This is a genomic window from Micromonospora ferruginea, assembly GCF_013694245.2.
Classification (GTDB): Bacteria; Actinomycetota; Actinomycetes; order Mycobacteriales; family Micromonosporaceae; genus Micromonospora; species Micromonospora robiginosa.
The window spans coordinates 6,561,999-6,580,564 of record NZ_CP059322.2 but is presented as its reverse complement, the minus strand read 5'-3'; the positions used below and the strand labels follow the sequence as shown (position 1 = coordinate 6,580,564).

Annotated in this window: 17 protein-coding genes and 1 pseudogene; 5 read left to right on the top strand and 13 right to left on the bottom strand. The window is 74.9% G+C overall.

What is annotated here, in order from left to right; all coding sequences use genetic code 11:
* Window positions 1-20: 20 nt before the first annotated feature.
* The gene (locus tag H1D33_RS29710) at window positions 21-1,277 is read right to left on the bottom strand and encodes an erythromycin esterase family protein (protein ID WP_181570062.1); all 1,257 of its coding nucleotides are present in this window, start codon (window positions 1,275-1,277) and stop codon (window positions 21-23) included.
* 80 nt (window positions 1,278-1,357) lie between these two features.
* Between H1D33_RS29710 and H1D33_RS29705 the strand changes: the two genes are divergently transcribed.
* Window positions 1,358-1,552, top strand: coding sequence for a DUF2795 domain-containing protein (locus H1D33_RS29705; protein WP_181570063.1), 195 nt, complete (start codon window positions 1,358-1,360; stop codon window positions 1,550-1,552).
* 57 nt (window positions 1,553-1,609) lie between these two features.
* Here H1D33_RS29705 and H1D33_RS29700 read toward each other — a convergent pair whose 3' ends face one another.
* The 6 genes and pseudogenes from H1D33_RS29700 to H1D33_RS29675 form a co-directional block, all read right to left on the bottom strand.
* Entirely contained in the window at window positions 1,610-3,190 is a 1,581-nt protein-coding gene (locus tag H1D33_RS29700; protein ID WP_307755282.1) for a molybdopterin-dependent oxidoreductase, read from the bottom strand.
* Window positions 3,191-3,220: 30 nt separating this feature from the next.
* The gene (locus H1D33_RS29695) at window positions 3,221-3,856 is read right to left on the bottom strand and encodes a fasciclin domain-containing protein (RefSeq protein ID WP_181570064.1); all 636 of its coding nucleotides are present in this window, start codon (window positions 3,854-3,856) and stop codon (window positions 3,221-3,223) included.
* Window positions 3,857-3,943: 87 nt separating this feature from the next.
* On the bottom strand, window positions 3,944-4,702 hold the full coding sequence (locus tag H1D33_RS29690) for an anti-sigma factor (RefSeq protein ID WP_181570065.1): 759 nt from the start codon (window positions 4,700-4,702) through the stop codon (window positions 3,944-3,946).
* A complete protein-coding gene (gene sigK / locus H1D33_RS29685) occupies window positions 4,699-5,328 on the bottom strand; it encodes an ECF RNA polymerase sigma factor SigK (RefSeq protein ID WP_246411784.1) in 630 nt (209 codons plus the stop codon). The genes H1D33_RS29690 and sigK overlap by 4 nt, the downstream gene beginning before the upstream one ends.
* Before the next feature lie 100 nt (window positions 5,329-5,428).
* A pseudogene (gene erm, locus H1D33_RS29680) lies at window positions 5,429-6,214 on the bottom strand (ErmE/ErmH/ErmO/ErmR family 23S rRNA (adenine(2058)-N(6))-methyltransferase); the annotation flags it as partial.
* Window positions 6,215-6,530: 316 nt separating this feature from the next.
* Window positions 6,531-7,430 (bottom strand): Gfo/Idh/MocA family protein, encoded by a 900-nt coding sequence (locus H1D33_RS29675; protein WP_181570068.1) that lies wholly within the window; start codon window positions 7,428-7,430, stop codon window positions 6,531-6,533.
* Between the two features lie 149 nt (window positions 7,431-7,579).
* Here H1D33_RS29675 and H1D33_RS29670 point away from each other — a divergent pair, with 149 nt between their 5' ends.
* Together H1D33_RS29670 and H1D33_RS29665 are read left to right on the top strand one after the other, a co-directional pair.
* Window positions 7,580-7,975: a hypothetical protein gene (locus H1D33_RS29670; RefSeq protein WP_181572537.1), complete on the top strand. Its 396-nt coding sequence runs from the start codon at window positions 7,580-7,582 to the stop codon at window positions 7,973-7,975.
* A complete protein-coding gene (locus tag H1D33_RS29665; RefSeq protein WP_181570069.1) occupies window positions 7,968-8,384 on the top strand; it encodes a hypothetical protein in 417 nt (138 codons plus the stop codon). The genes H1D33_RS29670 and H1D33_RS29665 overlap by 8 nt, the downstream gene beginning before the upstream one ends.
* Window positions 8,385-8,407: 23 nt before the next feature.
* Here H1D33_RS29665 and fabG read toward each other — a convergent pair whose 3' ends face one another.
* Together fabG and H1D33_RS29655 are read right to left on the bottom strand one after the other, a co-directional pair.
* Window positions 8,408-9,166 carry a 3-oxoacyl-ACP reductase FabG gene (gene fabG, locus H1D33_RS29660; protein ID WP_181570070.1) on the bottom strand — a complete coding sequence of 253 codons (759 nt, stop codon included), beginning with the start codon at window positions 9,164-9,166 and terminating at the stop codon, window positions 8,408-8,410.
* A gap of 58 nt (window positions 9,167-9,224) precedes the next feature.
* Window positions 9,225-10,877 (bottom strand): alpha-amylase family protein, encoded by a 1,653-nt coding sequence (locus H1D33_RS29655; protein ID WP_181570071.1) that lies wholly within the window; start codon window positions 10,875-10,877, stop codon window positions 9,225-9,227.
* Between the two features lie 53 nt (window positions 10,878-10,930).
* On the opposite strand from H1D33_RS29655, the gene H1D33_RS29650 reads away from it, so the two are divergent.
* The gene (locus H1D33_RS29650; protein ID WP_181570072.1) at window positions 10,931-11,530 is read left to right on the top strand and encodes a DUF1349 domain-containing protein; all 600 of its coding nucleotides are present in this window, start codon (window positions 10,931-10,933) and stop codon (window positions 11,528-11,530) included.
* 79 nt (window positions 11,531-11,609) lie between these two features.
* Complete coding sequence (locus H1D33_RS29645) at window positions 11,610-12,272, top strand: DedA family protein (RefSeq protein ID WP_181570073.1); 663 nt, start codon at window positions 11,610-11,612, stop codon at window positions 12,270-12,272.
* 76 nt (window positions 12,273-12,348) lie between these two features.
* On the opposite strand, the gene H1D33_RS29640 is transcribed toward H1D33_RS29645, so the two are convergent.
* From H1D33_RS29640 to lysX, 4 genes are all read right to left on the bottom strand, one after another.
* Window positions 12,349-13,773, bottom strand: a complete 1,425-nt coding sequence (locus H1D33_RS29640; protein WP_181570074.1) for a carbohydrate-binding protein — start codon at window positions 13,771-13,773, stop codon at window positions 12,349-12,351.
* A gap of 76 nt (window positions 13,774-13,849) precedes the next feature.
* A complete protein-coding gene (locus H1D33_RS29635; RefSeq protein WP_181570075.1) occupies window positions 13,850-14,593 on the bottom strand; it encodes a YidC/Oxa1 family membrane protein insertase in 744 nt (247 codons plus the stop codon).
* A gap of 151 nt (window positions 14,594-14,744) precedes the next feature.
* The gene (locus H1D33_RS29630) at window positions 14,745-15,020 is read right to left on the bottom strand and encodes a DUF6412 domain-containing protein (protein ID WP_181572538.1); all 276 of its coding nucleotides are present in this window, start codon (window positions 15,018-15,020) and stop codon (window positions 14,745-14,747) included.
* A 44-nt stretch (window positions 15,021-15,064) separates the two neighbouring features.
* Window positions 15,065-18,376 carry a bifunctional lysylphosphatidylglycerol synthetase/lysine--tRNA ligase LysX gene (gene lysX, locus H1D33_RS29625; RefSeq protein ID WP_246411786.1) on the bottom strand — a complete coding sequence of 1,104 codons (3,312 nt, stop codon included), beginning with the start codon at window positions 18,374-18,376 and terminating at the stop codon, window positions 15,065-15,067.
* Window positions 18,377-18,566: the final 190 nt, after the last annotated feature.

Below are 18,566 nucleotides of genomic sequence, written 5' to 3'. Positions count from 1 at the left end.
GCCCCGCTTAACACCCCGGCTCACACCCCGGCCGGGTACGTCTCCATCTCGCCCGGAGTGACCAGCGCGGGCAGCGGGTGCAGGGCGGTCGTCTCGTCGCACCAGAGGAACGCGTCGTACCGCTCCCCCAGCCGCGTCGGCACATAGTTGCCCCACGACTCGAAGCTCGGGTCGTACACCACGCCGATGGCCCGATGGTCCACCTCGCCGGTCACCCAGTCCGGCTCGTCCGGGCCGCCGAAGACCAGCACCGCCCGGTCCGGCATCAGCTCGTGCAGCCGGTGCTCCAGCGACCCGTCCCGGGCCGGCGGCACCGCCATCGTCTCCGCCGGAGAGCCCCAGCGCGGCGCCGCGACCACCGTCCCCCGCCAACTGCCGAGACCGATCAGCGCCACCGCGTCCCGGCCGTGCCGCTCCCGGGCGAGTTGCCCGATGTTGACCATGCCGTCCGCCGCCATCTCGGTGGCCCGCGCGTCGCCGACGTGCGTGTTGTGCGCCCACACGACACCCCGCGCGTCCGGCCCGTACCGGTCTAGCAGGCGGTCCAGCGTGTCGGCCATGTGCACGTCGCGGACGTTCCACGACTCCGGCCCGCCGCCGACCATCGCCCGGTAGTACCGCTCCGCGCCGGCCACCACCTCCGCGTTCTGCCAGGCCGCGAAGCGGTCCGGGCCGTCCGCGGCGGCCTGTTCCCGGGTACGCGCCAACAGCCGCACCACCTCCTCCTCGCACCGGGCGGAGACGAACCGGCTGGCCATCCCGTACTCCTCGACCTGCTTGCCGTACGGCTCGAAGCAGCGGTAGGCCTCCTGGGCCGCCTCCAGCGAGGCCGGGTCCTCCTCGCCCAGGTAGTCGAAGATGGCCTGCATGGACTCCCACAGCGAGTAGACGTCGAGGCCGTGGAAGCCGGCGCGCCCGCCCTCGGCGCGGTCCAGGTTCCACGCCCGCAGCCAGCGACAGAAGCGGGCCACCTCGGCGTTGGCCCACATCCAGGTGGGCCAGCGCTCGAACCGTTCCAGCGCGGTCAGCGGGTCCGCCGCCCCGCCGGGCGCGCCCACCACCGAGCGGTGCACCCGGTCGCAGTCCGGCCAGTCCCCCTCCACCGCGACGAAGTCGAAGCCCTGCTCGGCGATGAGCCGGCGGGTCAACTGCTCCCGCAGCCGGTAGTAGTCGTAGCTGCCGTGCGTCGCCTCGCCGATCATCACGATCCGGGCGTCCCGAACGCGTTCCAGCAGCGGGTCGAAGTCGCTCGGCGCGCCGAGCCGCTGTACGAGCATGTCCGCGGCTACCCGGGACCCGCCGGGGCAAACCGCGGCCGTACGGGCATGCCCGGCCGGTCAGCGGGTAGCCGCGCGGCATGACCGTCACCGGCGCGCAGTTGCAGGAGTTCCTGGCCGGGCTCGACTACCCGGTCTCCCGGGAGGACCTGGTCCGCTGGGGGCAGGAGAACGGCGCCAGCACGGAGGCGCTTCAGGCGCTCCGGACGTTGCCGGCCGAGGAGTTCGACACTCCCGCCGAGCTGGGCGAGGCCCTGATCACCGTGACCGGTTAGCCGGGCCCCCCGCTTAACACCACCGGTTAAGCGGGGCCCCCGCCTCTACCAAAGGCGTTAAGCGGGGGCCCCTCCTTGCACCGTCACCGTGGTGGTGTGGTGGCCGGTGGCGCCGTCGGGGAACGGGGGACGCCGCTGTTCGGGCTGCACGGCGCCGGTGCCGTCGGTGGCGCGTACCCGCAGGCTGTGCGGGCCCGGCGGAGCGGTCCAGGCGTACCGCCACTGCACCCAGGTGTCGACCGAGGCGGTGGGCAGCAGCTCGGCGGCCCGCCACGGCCCACCGTCCACCGAGACCTCCACCGCTGCGATGCCCCGGTGCTGCGCCCACGCCACCCCGGCCACGGTGACCCGTCCGGCGGGAAGCCGGGCGAACGGCGCGGGCCGGTCGATCCGGGACGCCGTCTTCACCGGCGCCTCCCGCGCCCACCCCCGCCGCACCCAGTACGCGTCGAAGGCGTCGAACGTGGTCACCTCCAGCTCGGTGACCCATTTGCACGCGCCCGCGTACCCGTACAGGCCGGGCGTGAGCATCCGGACCGGGAAGCCGTGCGTGAACGGCAGCGGCGCACCGTCCATGCCGACCGCGAGCATGGCGTCCCGGCCGTCGAGGAGCGTCGCGATCGGCGTGCCGATGGTCATCCCCTCCTGCGAGCGGGCCACCAGTTGGTCGGCGCCGGCCCGGACACCGGCGTCGCGCAGCAGCGGGGCGAGCGGCGCGCCGAGCCACCGGGCGGTCCCCACGTACGGGCCACCGACCTCGTTGGACACGCAGCTCAACGTGACGTCCCGCTCGATCAGCCCACGGTCGAGCAGGTCGGCGAAGCTCAGCTCGACCGGCCGTTCGACCAGGCCGTGCAGCCGCAGCCGCCAGGCGTCCACGTCCAGCCGGGGCACGGTGAGCGCGGTGTCGACCCGATAGAAGTCCGCGGTCGGGGTGCGGAACCCGGGCGCCACCCCGGCCGGCGTGGGCCGGGCGGGCGAGGCCGGCGCGGGCAGCCGGACGGCCTCCCGGGACCGGGCCGCGTCGGCCACGTCGAGCCGGCGCAGTGTCGACGCGCCGACGCCGGCCAGCGCGGTGCCGGCCGCCACCAGTGCCGCGTTGCGCACCACCGCCCGCCGCGTCGCCCCACCCGCCGACCCGGCCCCGGACGCCGCCCGGCCCACCCCCACCGGGTCGGGGGCGGCGTCCGGGAGATCGGGTGCGGCGGCCGGCAGGCCGGGCAGGGGCAGCCAGCGCAGGAGGGCGGCGGCCACGGCGGCGCCGGCCAGGGCCGGCAGGGCGTCGACCGGGCGGGCGTCGGGGCGGGTCAGCGCGGCGGTGGTGGCGGCCACGCCGAGCACCGCGGGTCCGAGCAGGCCCAGCGCCGGGCGGCGGCGGGCGACGGCCCCGGTCAGCGCGGCCAGCAGCGCCAGCACCAGCGCGATGCCGCCGAGCAGCAGTGGCTTGTCGTACGTGCCGAACGTGCGGACCGCCCATTCCTTGACCGCGGTGGGCGCGCCGTCCACGACGGTGCCGCCGACCGCGACAAGTGGCGCCGCCTGCGGGCGGACGGCGGTGGCGAGCAGCTCCGCGACCGCCACCCCGGCGGCCGCCGCGAGCAGGCCCGTTCCGGCGGCCGCCAGGGTACGGCGGGTCATCGGTTCCTCCCCTCACCGGCGGTGGCGACGTCAGGACTTCGGCATCAGGACCGAGTCGACGATGTAGACGGTCGCGTTGGCGGTCTGCACGTTGCCGCAGACGACCATGGAGTTGCCGTTCACGGTGAACTCGGTGCCGCTGCCGGCGACCGTCACCTCGCCGCCCTGGAGCGTCTTGTGCGCGCCGGCGAGCTGGTCCGGGCCGAGCTTGCCCTCCACCACGTGGTAGGTCAGCACGTCGGTGAGCATCTTCTTGTCGGCGAGGACCTTGTCCAGGTCGGCCTTGGGCAGCTTGCCGAACGCGTCGTTAGTCGGCGCGAAGACGGTCAAGCCCTGGGCGCTGTTCAGCGAGTCGACGAGTCCGGCCTGCTTGACGGCGGTGACGAGCGTGCTGAGCAGCGGGTTGCCGGAGGCGGCGGTGGCCACCGGCACCTGGGCCATGGCGGCGAAGCTGCCGGGGTTCGACGCGTCGGTGGGCACCGCGGCGCAGCCGGGACCGAACTGGCCGTCGGCCATCGCGGGCGCGCTGCTGGCCGGCGCGGACGTCATCGGGGCGCTGCTGGCCGGCGCGGCGGCGTCCATGTCGTCGCCGTTCCCGCCGCAGGCGGCGAGGCCGAGGCCGAGGGTGGCGGCGAGCGCGACGGCGGTGAGCTTCATGGGGCGCATCGGGGAAATCCCTTCAAGTGGTGAACTGTCGGTCTGAAGGGGATTCGGTGCTCACCGCCGCCCGGATGGGTCGCTCGCCGAAAGAGATCAGGTGAGCGCGAACGCCACCAGCGGCGTCATGGTCGGCTGCGCCGATCCGCTCGACGGCTCCTCGGTCACGCCGAACACGCCCTTGCCGCGGACGCCGGAGAGCAGCTTCGTGCCGCCGCCCTGACCGGCCGGCAGCACCCCGGCCGAGGTGGCCGTGGTGCCCTCGATCAGCCAGAGCTGGTAGGCCCGCCCCGGTGCGGGTGCGGCCAGCCCGTCCACCAGGGCCACCCCCTCGTCCCGGCTCGCCGACGCCACCACGGTGACCCGGCCGCCGGCCGGCACCGCCTCGGTGCGGACCACCGCGTCGGGCGCGGCCAGCACCGCCCGGATCCGGCCCGCCTCGTTTCGGGCCGCGCCCGCCTCGTTTCGGGCCGCGCCGGCCTCGGTGCGCGCGTCGCGTACCCGCTGCTCCTGGGCCACCCAGGTGGCCGCGCCCGCGCCACCGGCCAGCAGCACGGCGGCGGCCGCGACCGCCAGCCGGCGCCGCCAGGTCCCGGCGCGGGCCGAACCGGACCGGCCCGCCGGGCGCGGCCGTTCCTGCGGGGTACGCCGGATCTCGGCCAACACCGCCTCGCGCACCGCGGGCGGGGGCACCGACCAGGTCGAGTCGGCCAGCCGGGCGGCCGTCTCGCGGAACTCGGCCAGCTCCAGCGCGCAGCTCTCGCAGCCGTCCAGGTGCCGGGCGAACGCGGCCCGCTCGACGTCGTCCACCGCGTCGAGCACGTACGCCCCGGCGAGCGCGTGGATGTCGGTCATCGGGTCAGCTCCACTCCCAGGCAGTCGCGCAGACGGATCAGCCCGTCCCGCATGCGGGTCTTGACGGTCGGCAGCGCGGTGTCCAGCAGGCCGGCCACCTCGCGGTAGCTGTGCCCGCCGTAGTAGGCCAGCGTGATCGCCTCGCGCTGCACCTCGGTGAGCGCGTCCAGGCAGTGGCGCACCTGCTGCCGTTCCAGCCGGGCCGCCGCCTCCTCGGCCACCTCGTCGTACGGTGTCTCCGAGGATCCGGCGGCGACCCGGCGGGTGCGTTCGGCGCCGGCCTGCTCGGACCGGACCCGGTCGACCGCGCGGCGGTGGGCGATGGTGAAGATCCACGAGGTGGCCGACCCCAACGCCGGATCGAACCGGGCGGCGGTGCGCCACACCTCGACCAGCACCTCCTGGGCGACCTCCTCGGCCTGGGCCGGGTCGCGCAGCACCCGCCGCGCCAGTCCGTAGACGCGCGGCGAGACGAGGCCGTAGAGCCGCTCGAACGCCGCCTCGTCGCCGCGCGCCACCGCCCGCAGCAGGTCGTCGGTCTCCGCCCGCTGGTCCGGGGCGGCCGAGGGCACGGCGTGCAGCCTCGACCGCCCCGGCACGTCACCGGCGCTGTCGCCGTGGGTCATCCGGTCCCGCCCTCCGCCCGCTCCCTCTGCCAGCACGGTAGGCATTCGGCGCCGGCGCCGCTCCGGATGGCCGCGATTTTCCGGCCCGTCCGGGATCGCCGGCGTGCAGCAGCCGGAACAGCACCAGCCACTGTTCGGGCCAGACCAGCCCGACCGGGGTGTCCGGCGCGATCCGCGCGGCGCGCAGCGCGCCGTCGACCCGCCGGCCCGGGTGGGCGGCGCGCAGCGAGGCCGCGAGCGAGCCGCCGACGCCGCCGAAGCCCGACTCCACCATCCTCCGGTACGCCGGCAGCACGGCCGGCGCCAGCAGCGGCTCGGTCCGGCGCTCCAGGCGCAGGATGCCGCCGTCGACGGCCGGCACCGGCCGGAACGCCTCCCGGGGCACCCGCCCGGCCAGCCGCCAGTGGTGCTCCGGCCAGGTGAGCACCGTGAGCCGGCTCCACCGGCCGTGGCCGCCGGTGCGCTTGCGCGCGTAGTCGAGCTGGGTGAGCAGCGTCGCCGCGCGCAGCGAGGGCGCGGCCAGGCACCAGCGGACCACCGCCGCGGTCAGCGACCAGGGGATGTTGCCGGCCACCGAGAACGGCTCGCCGGGCGGGGACGCGGCGAGGAAGTCGGCGGCCCGCACCTCGACCGCCGGCAGGGGCGCGCAGGCGGCGGCCAGGTCCGGCAGCACGGCCGGGTCGATCTCGTACGCGATCAGCCGGCGGCAGCGCGCGGCGAGCGGCCGGGTCAGCCGGCCTCGTCCGGCGCCCACCTCCAGCAGCAGGTCGTCCGGGCCGGTGCGGACGGCGGCGACCATCCGGGCGACGGCGGCCGGGTCGGCGAGGAAGTTCTGGGACAGTACGCGACGGGACCGGTCGCGTGCGGTGGGTCGGCGGGGCGCCACGGGTTCGTCCTGTCTGTCGCCGGCGTGGCGACGGGTACGGACCGCTGCGCAGGTGTCACCGCCACGCCGGCCGGGGGCCGACGTGGTCGTGCGGACGGGCGGGCGGTCCGAGCGGATCGGGACTCGGACGACCCTGGAAGGTGGGACGCGGGGCGTCAGGCGCGGTGGGCGTCCCGGCCGGCCAGGGCCGGGCGCCGGAACCGCGGGCGGGCGACCTGGAGGTGCCCGTACGCGGCCGGCGCGACGGCCGCGTTGATCAGGGCATGCGTGAACATGCCGGCCAGGCTAGCGGCGGGTCGCCGCGCCCGCGACGGGATTACCGGGGGTCGACCGTGCGGCCCTGGGTGCGGGCGGTCTCGGCGGCGTCGAGCACCGCCACCACCTCGCGGCCGAACCGGACGTCGCAGCGGTGGTCGCGGGTGCCCGCGTCGACCTCCTCCAGAAGCTGGTCGAGCGCGGCGCCGAACGCCTGGAGCACGCTGCCGTCGCCGGGCGGCGCGGTCTCGGTGCCGTTCTCGCCGAAGAAGACGAAGTCCCGGGTGACCGCCTCGGCCGGCGCGTCGAGGGTGAGCGAGAGCGAGCTGGTCGCGCCGCCGTCGTGGGTGAGCAGCAGGTGCACCAGGCCGCTCGGCCCGTCCATGGCGGCGACCCGGGTGGCCCGGCCGAGCACCGGCAGGATCAGCGACAGCGCGTGCGGGCCGATGTCCCACAGCGCGCCCCGGTCGCGCCGCCACTGCGAGTCGCCGTACGGGTTGCCGGGCTGGTAGATCGAGGCGAACATGGTGGCTCGGGCGTGCTGCCAGCCGCCGGCCGCCGCGGTCGAGGCGAGAAAGCCGGTGACGTTCGGGTGGAAGCGCTGGGTGAAGAACACCACCGAGGCCACGCCGGACGCCTGGGCCGCGTCGACCACCCGGTCGGCGTCGGCGAGGTTCAGCGCCAGCGGCTTGTCCAGCAGCAGGTGCCGCCCGGCGGTGGCGGCCCGCACCGCGATGTCGGCCTGCACGTCCGGCGGGAGTGCCACGGCGACCGCGTCGGACGCGTCGAGCAGCGCGTCCACCTCGGTGAAGGCGGGCACGCCGTGCCGTTCGGCCAGCGCCTGCGCCTTCGCCGGGTTCCGCCCCCAGACGCCTGCGAGCCGGGCCCGCGGGTGGGCGTCGATGGCGGCGGCGTGCGTCTCCGCCGCCCAGTGACCGGTGCCGAACAACCCGAACCGCACCGCGACCCCCTGCCGTCGTCGTCGGCCGCCGGCGTCCGCCGGGACCGTGATCCACGCTAGTCGCCCGGTCCGGCCGGCGCGCCCCGACCCGCGCGCAGAGCCACTACTACGAGCATTAGTAGGCTGGGCCGGTGAACGACACTGCGTCGATGACCAGCGCGGCGGCGGCCGGGTCGCCGGTGGACGGGTGGCTCGCCACGCTCGCGATCGTGCTCTCGCTGGCGGTGGCGGTCTGGGCGCTGGTGGCAGCGGTACGCCACCGCCCGCCGGACCGGGTCCAGTTCGCCGGCCTGGCCGTGGTGGAGGTGGCGCTGCTGGCGCTGACCGTGGTGGCGCTGGTCGCGCTCGGCGGCGGCGACCGGCCCGGTGAGCCGGGGGCGTTCTTCGGCTACCTGGTGACGCTCGTCTGCCTGCCACCGCTGGCCTGGGTGCTGGCCCGGATGGAGCCGACCCGGTGGGGCTCGGCCATCGTCTGCGCGATCTGCCTGGTCACCCCGGTCGTGGTGGTGCGGTTGCAGCAGACCTGGGAGGTCGTCGGTGGCTGAGACGCGGGCGCCGGAGCGCGCCACCAACGCCGGGCCGGGCCGGCTGCTGATCGCGGTCTACATCCTGTTCGCCATCGCCGCGACCTCGCGGGCCGGGTTGCAGATCGCCACGAAGTTCGACGAGGCGCCGGTGGCGTACCTGCTCTCCGCGCTCGCCGCGCTGATCTACATCGTGGCGGCGGTCGGGCTGGCCCGGGCCGGGCACGCCGGCCGCCGGGTCGCGCTGGCGTGCTGCTCGGTCGAGCTGGTCGGGGTGCTCGCGGTGGGCGTGCTGAGCATCGCCGACAGGGAGCTGTTCCCGGACGAGACGGTCTGGTCCGACTTCGGCGGTGGCTACGGCTACGTCCCGCTGGTGCTGCCGGTGCTCGGCCTGCTCTGGCTCTGGCGCACCCGGCGCGACCCCGCCTGAGGCGGGGCCGCACCCGGCACCGGTCAGTCCTTGGGGCCGCCGGCGACGTAGATGACCTGGCCGGAGACGAAGGACGCGCCCTCGCTCGCCAGGAACGAGATGGTGTGCGCGACGTCCTCCGGGCGGCCGGCGCGGCGTACCGGGATCTCGGCGGCGGCGTGTTCCTGGAGCGCGGCGAAGTCGACCTTCATCCGGGCCGCGGTGGCCGCCGTCATGTCGGTGACGATGAAGCCCGGCGCGACCGCGTTGACGGTCACCCCGTACGGGCCCAGCTCGATGGCGAGCGTCTTGGTGAAACCCTGGAGGCCGGCCTTGGCGGCGGCGTAGTTCGCCTGCCCCCGGTTACCCAGCGCCGAGGTGCTGGAGAGGTTGACGATCCGGCCCCACTTCCGCTCGACCATGTGCTTCTGCGCGGCCTGGCTGAACAGGAACGCGCCGCGCAGGTGCACGGCCATGACCGTGTCCCAGTCGGCGTCGGCCATCTTGAACAGCAGGTTGTCGCGGAGCACGCCGGCGTTGTTGACCAGCACGGTCGGCGCGCCCAGCTCGGCGGCGACCCGCTCGACGGCGGCCTCCACCTGGGCCCGGTCGGCCACGTCGGCGCCGACGCCGAGCGCCCGGCCACCGGCGGCGGCGATGGCGTCAACGGTCTCCTTGGTGGCGGACTCCTCGATGTCGACCACGGCGACGGCCATGCCGTCGGCCGCCAGCCGCCGGGCGGTGGCCGCGCCGATGCCGCGCGCGGCTCCGGTCACGATGGCGACGCGGGGCTCCTCCGACATGATTACCTCCCGGTAACTTGGGCTCGATCGAAGGAGCCTAACCCGCCGTCGCGTCCGCCTACAGGGCCCCGCCCCGGCAGAGCCGGATCCACCGGTAGCCGTGGCCGGCGAGCTTGAGCCGGTCGAGCTTGCCCACGTCCTCGTAGTTGCGGTCGCTGAGCACGTCGATCGGCAGGTCCGCCTCGGGCGCCAGCGTGCTCAGGTCCACCTCCACGTCCTCGGTGCCGAGGTTGTGCAGGAAGACCATGGTCCCGGTCCGCCCGTCGGCGCGGTGCGCGAGCACACCGGCCGGCACCGGCACGTCGATGTGGGTGGTGCTGCCGGAGCCGACCTCCGGCGCCTCCCGCAGGGTCCGGATCATCCGCTCGAACCAGCCCAGCAGCGAGCGCGGGTCCTTGCGTTGCGCGGTGACGTTGACCTGCTGGTAGCCGTACTCGCCCTTGTCGATGACCGGGCGGACCAGCTTCTCCGGCTCGGCGGTGGAGAAGCCGGCGTTGTCCTTGTAGGACCACTGCATCGGGGTGCGGATCGCGTCGCGGCCCTTCAGCGACAGGTCCTCCCCCATGCCGATCTCCTCGCCGTAGCGCAGGACCGGCGTGCCCCGCAGCGAGAACTGCAACGCGTACGCCAGCTCGATGTGCCGGCGGTCGTTGCCGAGCATCGGGGCGAGCCGGCGGCGGATGCCCCGGCCGTAGAGCTGCATGTTCTCGTCCGGCCCGAACTTCGCCAGCACGTCGTTGCGCTGGTCGGCGGTGAGCCGGGACAGGTCGATCTCGTCGTGGTTGCGCAGGAACGTGGCCCACTGCCCGCCGGTGGGCAGCTTCGGGGTGTCCCGCAGCGCGTCGATGATCGCCTCCGGGTCCTCCCGGGCGAACGCCAGCATCAGCCGGCCGTTGAGCATGAAGTCGAAGAGCATGTGGATCCGGTTGCCGGAGCCGCTGCCGTCGCCGAAGTAGACCGGCAACTGGTCCGGCTCGACGTTCGCCTCGGCCAGCAGGACCGCGTCGCCGCGCCGCCACTGCACGTGCTGGCGCAGGTCGGTGAGGTAGTCGAAGTCCTTGGGCGCGTTCGGGTTGCCCGGCTCGGTCTTCTCGATGATGAACGGCACCGCGTCCATCCGGAAGCCGGAGACGCCGAGCTGGAGCCAGAACGAGGTGATCTTCTTGATCTCCGCGCGGACCTTCGGGTTCTCGATGTTGAGGTCCGGCTGGAACTTGTAGAACCGGTGGTAGAACCAGGCCTTGGCGGTGCGGTCGTAGGACCAGGTCTCGTGCTGCTCGCCGGGGAAGACCATGCCCTGGTGGCGGTCGTCCGGCTCGTGGTCGGACCAGACGTACCAGTCGCGGTACGGCGAGTCGGGCGAGGAGCGGGCGGACTGGAACCACGGGTGCTGGTCCGAGGTGTGGTTGACCACCAGGTCGATGATCACCCGGATGCCGTGGTTCTGCGCCTGGTGCAGCAGCTCGGCGAAGTCGCCGAGGGTCCCGAGCCGCGGGTCGACGTTGTAGAAGTCGGTCGCGTCGTATCCGTCGTCCTTGTTGGGCGAGGGATGGATCGGGTTGAGCCAGATGCAGGTCACCCCCAGCCGGGCCAGGTAGTCGAGCCGGCCGATCAGCCCCTGGAAGTCACCCACCCCGTCGCCGTCGGAGTCCGCGTACGTGTCGACGTCGAGGCAGTAGACGACCGCCTCCTGATACCACCTGTCACCCATGCGACGACTACTTCTCCGGCCGCGTCGATCGGCAAACCCGGTACCGTGCCCCCATGAGCGAGGACGCGTCCGGCACCGACTGGTCCCTCGGTGACTGGCTGAACCCGCCGGAGCGGGCGGACGCCGTCGACGGCGGGCTCCTGGTCGAGCCGCGTGGCGGCAGCGACTTCTGGCGGCGCACCAGCTACGGCTTCGTGCACGACGACGGCTCGGCGCTGCTCGCCCCGTTCGCGGTGGACACCGCCGTGGAGGTGTCCTTCCGGCTCGACTACGCGGCCCAGTTCGACCAGGCCGGCGTGCTGGTGCGGGTGAACGAGCGGCGGTGGACCAAGGCCGGCGTCGAGGTGAGCGACGGCGCGCCGCAGGTCGGCGCCGTGGTCACCGACGAGTTCTCCGACTGGTCGGTGGCGCCGGTGCCGGACTGGTCGGGGCGGGAGGTGACGGTCCGGGTGAGCCGGGCCGGCGACGCGCTGACCGTCCGGGCCCGGGTGGACGACGAGCCGTGGCGGCTGGTGCGGGTCGCCCCGCTGGACCCGGCGGCGGAGGCGACGGCCGGGCCGTACTGCTGCTCGCCCAGCCACGGTGGCCTGCTGGTCCGCTTCACCGGTTGGCGGCGCGGGCCGGCGGACGCGGCGCTGCACCCGGAGGGTTAGCCAGGTCACCGGCGGGTGTGAGCACCGCTCACACGGGTACTAGTGCCGGATCCCCGGCCCCCGTGTGGAAGGACCGCCCATGGCCCTGGCCCAGAACGTCGACCCGAACCAGTTCACCGGGCTGACCGGGTGGGTGGCGAGCGTGATCGACTCGCTGGGCGCGGTGGGCGTGGCGCTGCTGGTGGCGCTGGAGAGCATCATCCCGCCGATCCCGAGTGAGATCGTGCTGGCGATGGCCGGCTACCTCTCCGCCGAGGGCCGGTTCAACGTGGTGGTGATCGTGCTGGCCGCGACCGCCGGCTCGCTGCTCGGCGCGCTGGTGCTCTACTGGCTCGGCGCGGCGCTCGGTGAGGACCGGCTCAAGCGCTGGCTGGACCACATTCCGCTGGTGGACCTGGAGGATCTGGAGAAGGCGGACCGCTGGTTCGAGCGGCACGGCCGCTGGGCGGTGCTGATCGGCCGGGTGGTGCCGGTGGTGCGCAGCCTGGTGTCGATCCCGGCCGGCGCGAACCGCATGCCGCTGGGCGAGTTCATCCTGCTCACCACGCTTGGTAGCGGGGTCTGGAACACGCTGATCGTGGGCGCCGGCTTCCTCCTCGGGTCGCGCTGGGAGGACGTCGACCGCTACAGCCAGTGGTTCAACTACGCGATCTTCGCGGTCTTCGCCGTGATGATCGTGAGCTGGGTGGCGAAGAAGGTACGCCGGCGGCGCGCCCGGCAGTCGGTGACCACCGGGCGCTGACCGCCGCGCGGGTTCAGGTGTTAGGCGGGGCCCCCGCCACATCCGAATGCGTTAAGCGGGGCCCCCGCCTTACATCTCAGCGGCGGAACGTGAACCAGTTGACGTTGACGAAGTCGGCCGGCTGGCCGCTGCTGAACGTGAGATAGACGGTGTGCCGGCCGGTCACCGCGCCGACGTTGCCGGGCACCGAACGCCAGCTCTGCCAGCCACCGGTGTTGCCGACCGCGAAGCTGCCGATCGGGGTCGCGGTCGGGCTGTCCACCCGCACCTCCACCAGGCCGCTCACCCCGGCCGCCGCGCCGGAGGCGACCCGGGCCACGAAGTCACGCGGCGGCGTCGAGCCGAAGTCCACGTTGTCGTAGCGGGCCCAGTCGCCGTTGGCCAGGAAGCCGATGTCCTGCCCGCCCTCGGCGCACGTCTCCACCTGCACGCCGTTCTGCCCGTTGAACGACTCGGCCTCGATGGTCGCGTACGCGTTGCGCACGCCGCCCGGCGGCGGGGTGGTGGGCGTCGGCGACGGGTTGCCCCCGCCGCCCCGGGAGTAGACCGCGACGTAGTCGACGAGCATCGGCCGGCCGGACACGGTCGACGCGGTGGGCGTGGTCGAGCCGGCCACCCCGTTCGGGAAGCCACCGCCCATCGCCACGTTGAGCAGCAGGAAGTAGCCGGCGTGGCCGGTCATCTGCGTCCAGTACGGCTCGCCGACCTGGCTCTGCGTGACGGTGTGGAAGAGCTGCCCGTCGACGTACCAGCGCAGTTGCTGCGGGCTCGCCGAGGCGTCCCACTCGAACCGGTAGGTGTGGAACGCCGACTGGCAGGTGCTGCCGGGGCAGGCCCGGGACGCGCCGCGGCCGTTGAACTCGTCGCACGGGCCGCCCGGCGCGACGCCGCAGTGCAGCACGCCCCACACCGAGTTGATCCCGTTGACGTTCTCCATCACGTCGAACTCGCCGATGCCCGGCCAGTTCTGGTAGTTGCCCCGGTAGGGGGAGCCGAGCGCCCAGAACGCCGGCCAGTAGCCGGCCGCCGCCGCGCCGGTGACGTTGGGCATCTGGATCCGGCCCTCGATCGCCAGCACGCCGCCGCTCGGCGGCTTGAAGTTGCTGCGTACCGTCTCGATCCGGGCCGAGGTCCAGCGGCCGGCGCCGTCCTTGAGCGGGGTGATGCGCAGGTTGCCGGCGCCGTCCTGGGCGAGGTTGGCGGTGCTGGAGGTGTAGGTCTGGATCTCGCCGGTGCCCCAGTTGGCCGGGCCGCCGGGATAGCTGGTGCCGGTGTCGACGATCCAGTTGGCCGACGAGGGCAGCGAGCCGGACGCGCCGGTGAAGTCGTCGCTCCACACCAGACTCCACCCGGCGGGCGGCGCGGGGACGGCGGCCTGCGCGGTCATCGAGACGCCGGCGAGCGCGGTGGTGGCGGCGACCAGGGCCGCGGCCAGGCCGAGCCGGCGGCGGGACCGGGACGTGGTGGTGGGGGCGGCCGCAGCCGCCGGGTTCGGGTCCATTTGGGGTGCCTCTCTGCGGGGACGGGGCGGAGAGCGCTCTCTGAGAGCGATTTCTACGCGCCCGCCCCCGCATTTGTCAACGCTTGTCGATGGCTACCGGCTGCGGGCGGCGCAGCAGGCCCTGCTCCAGCGCCGTCCACGCGGTGGTGGTGACCAGATAGAGCACCGCCGCGAGCGGCACCACCAGCGCCACCAGCACGGTCCCGAACGGCAGCAGCGGCACCAGCCGGCCCAGCACCGCCGCGCCCGGCCCCTCGGCCGGCGCGCCGCCGACCGTGCCGCTGGCCGCCGCCAGCCGGCGCGCCCGCCGCGACGACCACCACGCCAGCGCCAGCAGCGCGGCCAGCAGCACCCCGAACACCACCGGCACGCCGCCGGCCAGCCCGTCGCCGAGGTGCCACCCCAGCGGTACGCCGGCCAGCCGCTGCCCCAGCAGCTCCGGCGCGCCGTCCCCGGTCGCGAAGACGCGGTACATGACCAGGAAGAACGGCGCCTGCAACAGCGCCGGCAGGCAACCCGCGACCGGGCTGGCCCCGGCCCGCCGGTAGAGCGCGAACAGCTCGCTCTGGAGCGTGGCCGGATCGTCGGCGTACCGGCGCCGGAGTTCCCGGACCTCGGGGGCGAGCGCCGCGCGGCGCCGCTCCCCGCGGACCTGGGCGAGCGTGAGCGGCGAGATCAGCAGCCGGACCCCGACGGTGAACAGGACGATGGCGGCGGCCGTCGCGGCGCCGCCGGCGAGCGGGACGAGCGCGTCGGCGAGCCAGGTGACGACGGACGCGGCGGCCGAGGCCGCGGAGTGCAACGGTGCGAAGGCGAACATGGGCAGACCCCTCGGAGGATTCCGGATGCCCCGGGCGCGCGACGGCGCGGCACGGCGGGACGGATGACGACGGAACCGACCGCGAACCACCCGCGACGGTCGCCCCCGGGCGCGTCCGTGACGCGAGCGGGGTGCGGCCCGGCGGGAGTGGTCAGGCGGCCGAGGAGCGCAGTCCGGGTGCGCGCGGGCGCGGACGGCCCGGCGCGTCCGGGTCGACCTGGCGGGGCATCCGCCGGCTCCGGGCGCGGGCGCGCACCGAGGCGGCGTGCCGCGCGCCCGGCGGGGTGGGCAGCGCCCGCACCCGCAGCGCGAGCACCGTGGCCAGCAGCAGCGCGGCGGCCACCGCGGCGCCGGCCAGCAACCCGGCCGGCCGGTCCGCGACCAGGGCGAGGGCGTACGCCCACGGCCCGGTCAGCAGCCCCAGCATCCCCACCACACGCCCACCCTAGAACCCCGTGTCACGCCCGGCGGTCAGGACGACTCGCGGACCAGCGGGAACGGCAGCGTCTCCCGGATCGACCGGCCGGTCAGCAGCATCACCAGCCGGTCCACGCCCAGCCCCAGGCCGCCGGTCGGCGGCATCGCGTATTCCAGCGCGGTGAGGAAGTCCTCGTCCAGCTCCATCGCCTCCGCGTCGCCGCCGGCCGCCTGCAACGACTGCGCGGTCAGCCGCCGCCGCTGCTCGGTCGGATCCACCAGCTCGGTGTAGGCGGTGCCCAACTCCATCCCGTACGCCACCAGGTCCCAGCGCTCGGCCAGCCGCGGGTCGCGTCGGTGCTGGCGGGTCAGCGGTGAGACCTCGGTCGGGAAGTCCAGGTAGAACGTGGGCGCCTCGGTGCGCGCCTCCACCAACCGCTCGTACAGCTCCAGCAGCACCGCGCCGGCCGCCCACCGCGGGTCGTACGGCACCCCGGCCGCGTCGCAGTGCTTGCGCAACGTGGCCAGCTCGGTGTCGGCGGTGACCTCCTCGCCCAACGCGGCCGAGATCGCCTCGTGCACCGTGACCGCCCGCCACGCGCCACCCAGGTCGACCAGCTCACCGCCGGGCCGGCGGACCACCGGCGCACCGTGCACCGCGGTGGCCGCCGCCACGATCAGCTCCCGGGCCAGCTCACGCATGTCGTGGTAGTCGGCGTACGCCTGGTAGGCCTCCAGCACGGTGAACTCGGGATTGTGGGTGGCATCCACGCCCTCGTTGCGGAACGCCCGGCCCAGCTCGTAGACGCGCTCGATGCCGCCGACCGCGAGCCGCTTCAGATACAGCTCCGGCGCGATGCGCAGACTCAGCCGCAGGTCGTAGGCGTTGATGTGGGTGACGAACGGGCGGGCGTTGGCGCCGCCGTGCACCCGTTGCAGGATCGGCGTCTCGACCTCCAGGAACTCCCGCCCGGCCAGCCCGGCGCGCAGGCTGTGCAGCGTCGCGCCGCGCGCCCGCACCATCGCCCGGGCCTCCGGGTCCAGCGCCAGGTCGAGGTAGCGCTGCCGGACCCGCGCCTCCGGGTCGGCCAGCCCGTGGTGCTTGTCCGGCAGCGGACGCAGGCACTTGGCGGTCAGCTCCCAACCCGCCACCCGCACCGACAGCTCGCCGCGCCGGGTCGCGTAGACCTCGCCGGTCGCGCCCACGTGGTCGCCTATGTCGACGGTCGAGCGCCACCGGTCCAGGTCGTGCTCCAGCAGGAGCTGGAGGTCGCCGCTGCCGTCGCGCACGGTGACGAAGAGCAGCCGCCCGTGGTCACGGACCAGCAGCACCCGACCGGCCACCCCCACCGTCTCACCGGCGCCGGTGTCCGGGGCCAGCCCGGCGTGCCGTGCCCGCACCGCCGCGCAGCTCGCCGTGCGCGGATAACCCACCGGGTACGCCTCGACGCCCTCGGCGCGCAGCCGGTCCAGCTTCGCCAGGCGTACCCGGATCTGCTCCGGCCGGCGCGCGGCGGGCGGCTCCGGCGGGACGGCCCGGACCGCCGCGGCGGCCGGCGGCACGTAGCCGACCCCACCGCCGGCCGGCGGCACCCCGTGCAGCGGGGTGGGCCGGCCACCGGGCAGGGCCAGGAAGCCCTCGGCGGCGGCCGCCGCGAGACCAACCCGGGCCAGCTCCCGGCGCTCGGCGAAGCAGAGGTAACGCGGGGTCCAGTGCGGCTGGTACTTCGCGTTGGAGAGGTAGAGCGACTCCAGTTGCCACCAGCGGGAGAAGAACAGCAGGGTGTGCCGCCAGGCCCGGATGACCGGCCCGGCGCCGATCCGCGCGCCCTGCTCGAACACCGCGCGGAACGCGGCGAAGTTGAGCGACACCCGGTCGACGCCGAGGCGCCCGCCGGCGGCCAGCAACGCGGCAACCATGAACTCGGTGACCCCGTTGTCGGCGGCCCGGTCCCGGCGCATCAGGTCCAGCGACACCCCGCGCGTGCCCCACGGGCTGAACGACAGCAGCCCGCGCACCCGGCCGTCGCGGTCACGCGCCTCGACCAGCACGCAGTCGCCGTCGGCCGGGTCGCCGAGGCGGCCCAGCGCCATCGAGAAGCCGCGCTCGTGCCCGGTGTCCCGCCACGACGTGGCCAGCGCGGCCACCTGGGCCATCTCCTCCGGCGGGATCTCGGCGTGCCGGCGCACCAGCGCGGTGTAGCCGGCCCGCTCCACCCGGTGCACCGCCTGGCGCACCGGCCGCATGTCCCGCCCGTCCAGGTCGAACTCCCGGGTCAGCAGGATCGCCTCGTCACCGAGCTGGAGCACCTTGAGCCCGTGCCGGCGGTACGCCCGCGCGCCGGCCTCGCTGGCCCCCAGCACCGCGGGCGTCCAGGCGTAGGCCCGGGAGTGCTCCAGCCACGCCTCGATGGCCGGGCCCCACGCCTCCGGGTCGCCGACCGGGTCGCCGCTGGCCAGGCTGACGCCGTTGACCACCCGGTAGGTCAGCGCGGCCTTGCCGCTGGCCGAGAAGACGGCCGCCTTGTCCCGCCGGGTGGCGAAGTAGCCGAGCGAGTCCCGCTCGCCGTGCCGGGCCAGCAGCTCCCGGATCCGTTCCTCCTCGCCGGCGTGCAGCACCGCGTTGGCCCGCTGCGAGCGGACCAGGGTGAACAGGGCGGCCAGGAACGCGGTCGCGCCGAACGCGCCGAGCAGCAGGTTGACCCACCCGGGCGCCTGCCCGCGCCGGGTCACGTCCAGCGTGACGGCGCCACCGAAGACCTTCTCCACCGCGTAGCCCAGCCGGTCGGACCAGGTGTGCAGGCTGCCCGGCTCGACCAGGACCAGCAGGTAGCCCAGGCCGACGAAGGCGGCGGCCAGGCCGGCGAGGACGCCCAGCGCCTGCCAGGTGCTGCCCGGCCGGACCCGGGCGTAGAACTCCCGCCGGGCGGCGACCAGCAGCGCCACCGCGGCGGCGGCGAACGCGATGCCGACCCAGACGCCGATCGTCTCCAGGGTGCCGAAGAGCCGCTGGCCGGCGGCGTGGTTGAGCCGGTTGGCGCCCACCATCAGCAGCAGCCCGCCGGCCGCCAGCCCGACCACCAGCGTGAGGCTGAAGTAGACCAGCAGCACCCACCAGGCCAGCCGCTTGCGCCGCCGGGCCGCGGCGGCCAGGACGCCGAGGAACACCGCGTACGCCAGGTTGGCCGGCGCCGGCACCAGCAGCGCGTCGATCGCGGTGCGGACCGGCTGCACGTCGGCGGCCACGGCGCTGCTCAACGCCGCGAGCGCGCACACCGCGGCGACCACCGCGAGCAGGATCGCGAACCCGCGCGGGACCTGGGCACGCACCCCGGTCACCGTCCGCGACGTGCCGTTCCCCGTCACCGCGACCTCCTCAGCCGCCGGCGGCGGCCCGCCGGGCCGGCTCATCGTAGACCCGCGTTCCCGGTGCGCGATGGCCCTCGGCGGCCAGCCGGCGGTCGAACGCGAGCGGGCGAATCGGGCCGACACGCCGTCCGGGGCGTTTCCGGGCGTCGACACGGTGGGTAACAGGGCGTCGACCACGCGGCACGGT

Bases quoted from the DNA above. Each gene is read 5' to 3' on its own strand.
- H1D33_RS29710 (WP_181570062.1), bottom strand. From the start codon at position 1,277: ATGCTCGTACAGCGGCTCGGCGCGCCGAGCGACTTCGACCCGCTGCTG.
- H1D33_RS29705 (WP_181570063.1), top strand. From the start codon at position 1,358: ATGACCGTCACCGGCGCGCAGTTGCAGGAGTTCCTGGCCGGGCTCGAC.
- H1D33_RS29700 (WP_307755282.1), bottom strand. From the start codon at position 3,190: ATGACCCGCCGTACCCTGGCGGCCGCCGGAACGGGCCTGCTCGCGGCG.
- H1D33_RS29695 (WP_181570064.1), bottom strand. From the start codon at position 3,856: ATGCGCCCCATGAAGCTCACCGCCGTCGCGCTCGCCGCCACCCTCGGC.
- H1D33_RS29690 (WP_181570065.1), bottom strand. From the start codon at position 4,702: ATGACCGACATCCACGCGCTCGCCGGGGCGTACGTGCTCGACGCGGTG.
- sigK (WP_246411784.1), bottom strand. From the start codon at position 5,328: ATGACCCACGGCGACAGCGCCGGTGACGTGCCGGGGCGGTCGAGGCTG.
- H1D33_RS29670 (WP_181572537.1), top strand. From the start codon at position 7,580: ATGACCAGCGCGGCGGCGGCCGGGTCGCCGGTGGACGGGTGGCTCGCC.
- fabG (WP_181570070.1), bottom strand. From the start codon at position 9,166: ATGTCGGAGGAGCCCCGCGTCGCCATCGTGACCGGAGCCGCGCGCGGC.
- H1D33_RS29655 (WP_181570071.1), bottom strand. From the start codon at position 10,877: ATGGGTGACAGGTGGTATCAGGAGGCGGTCGTCTACTGCCTCGACGTC.
- H1D33_RS29650 (WP_181570072.1), top strand. From the start codon at position 10,931: ATGAGCGAGGACGCGTCCGGCACCGACTGGTCCCTCGGTGACTGGCTG.
- H1D33_RS29645 (WP_181570073.1), top strand. From the start codon at position 11,610: ATGGCCCTGGCCCAGAACGTCGACCCGAACCAGTTCACCGGGCTGACC.
- H1D33_RS29640 (WP_181570074.1), bottom strand. From the start codon at position 13,773: ATGGACCCGAACCCGGCGGCTGCGGCCGCCCCCACCACCACGTCCCGG.
- H1D33_RS29635 (WP_181570075.1), bottom strand. From the start codon at position 14,593: ATGTTCGCCTTCGCACCGTTGCACTCCGCGGCCTCGGCCGCCGCGTCC.
- H1D33_RS29630 (WP_181572538.1), bottom strand. From the start codon at position 15,020: ATGCTGGGGCTGCTGACCGGGCCGTGGGCGTACGCCCTCGCCCTGGTC.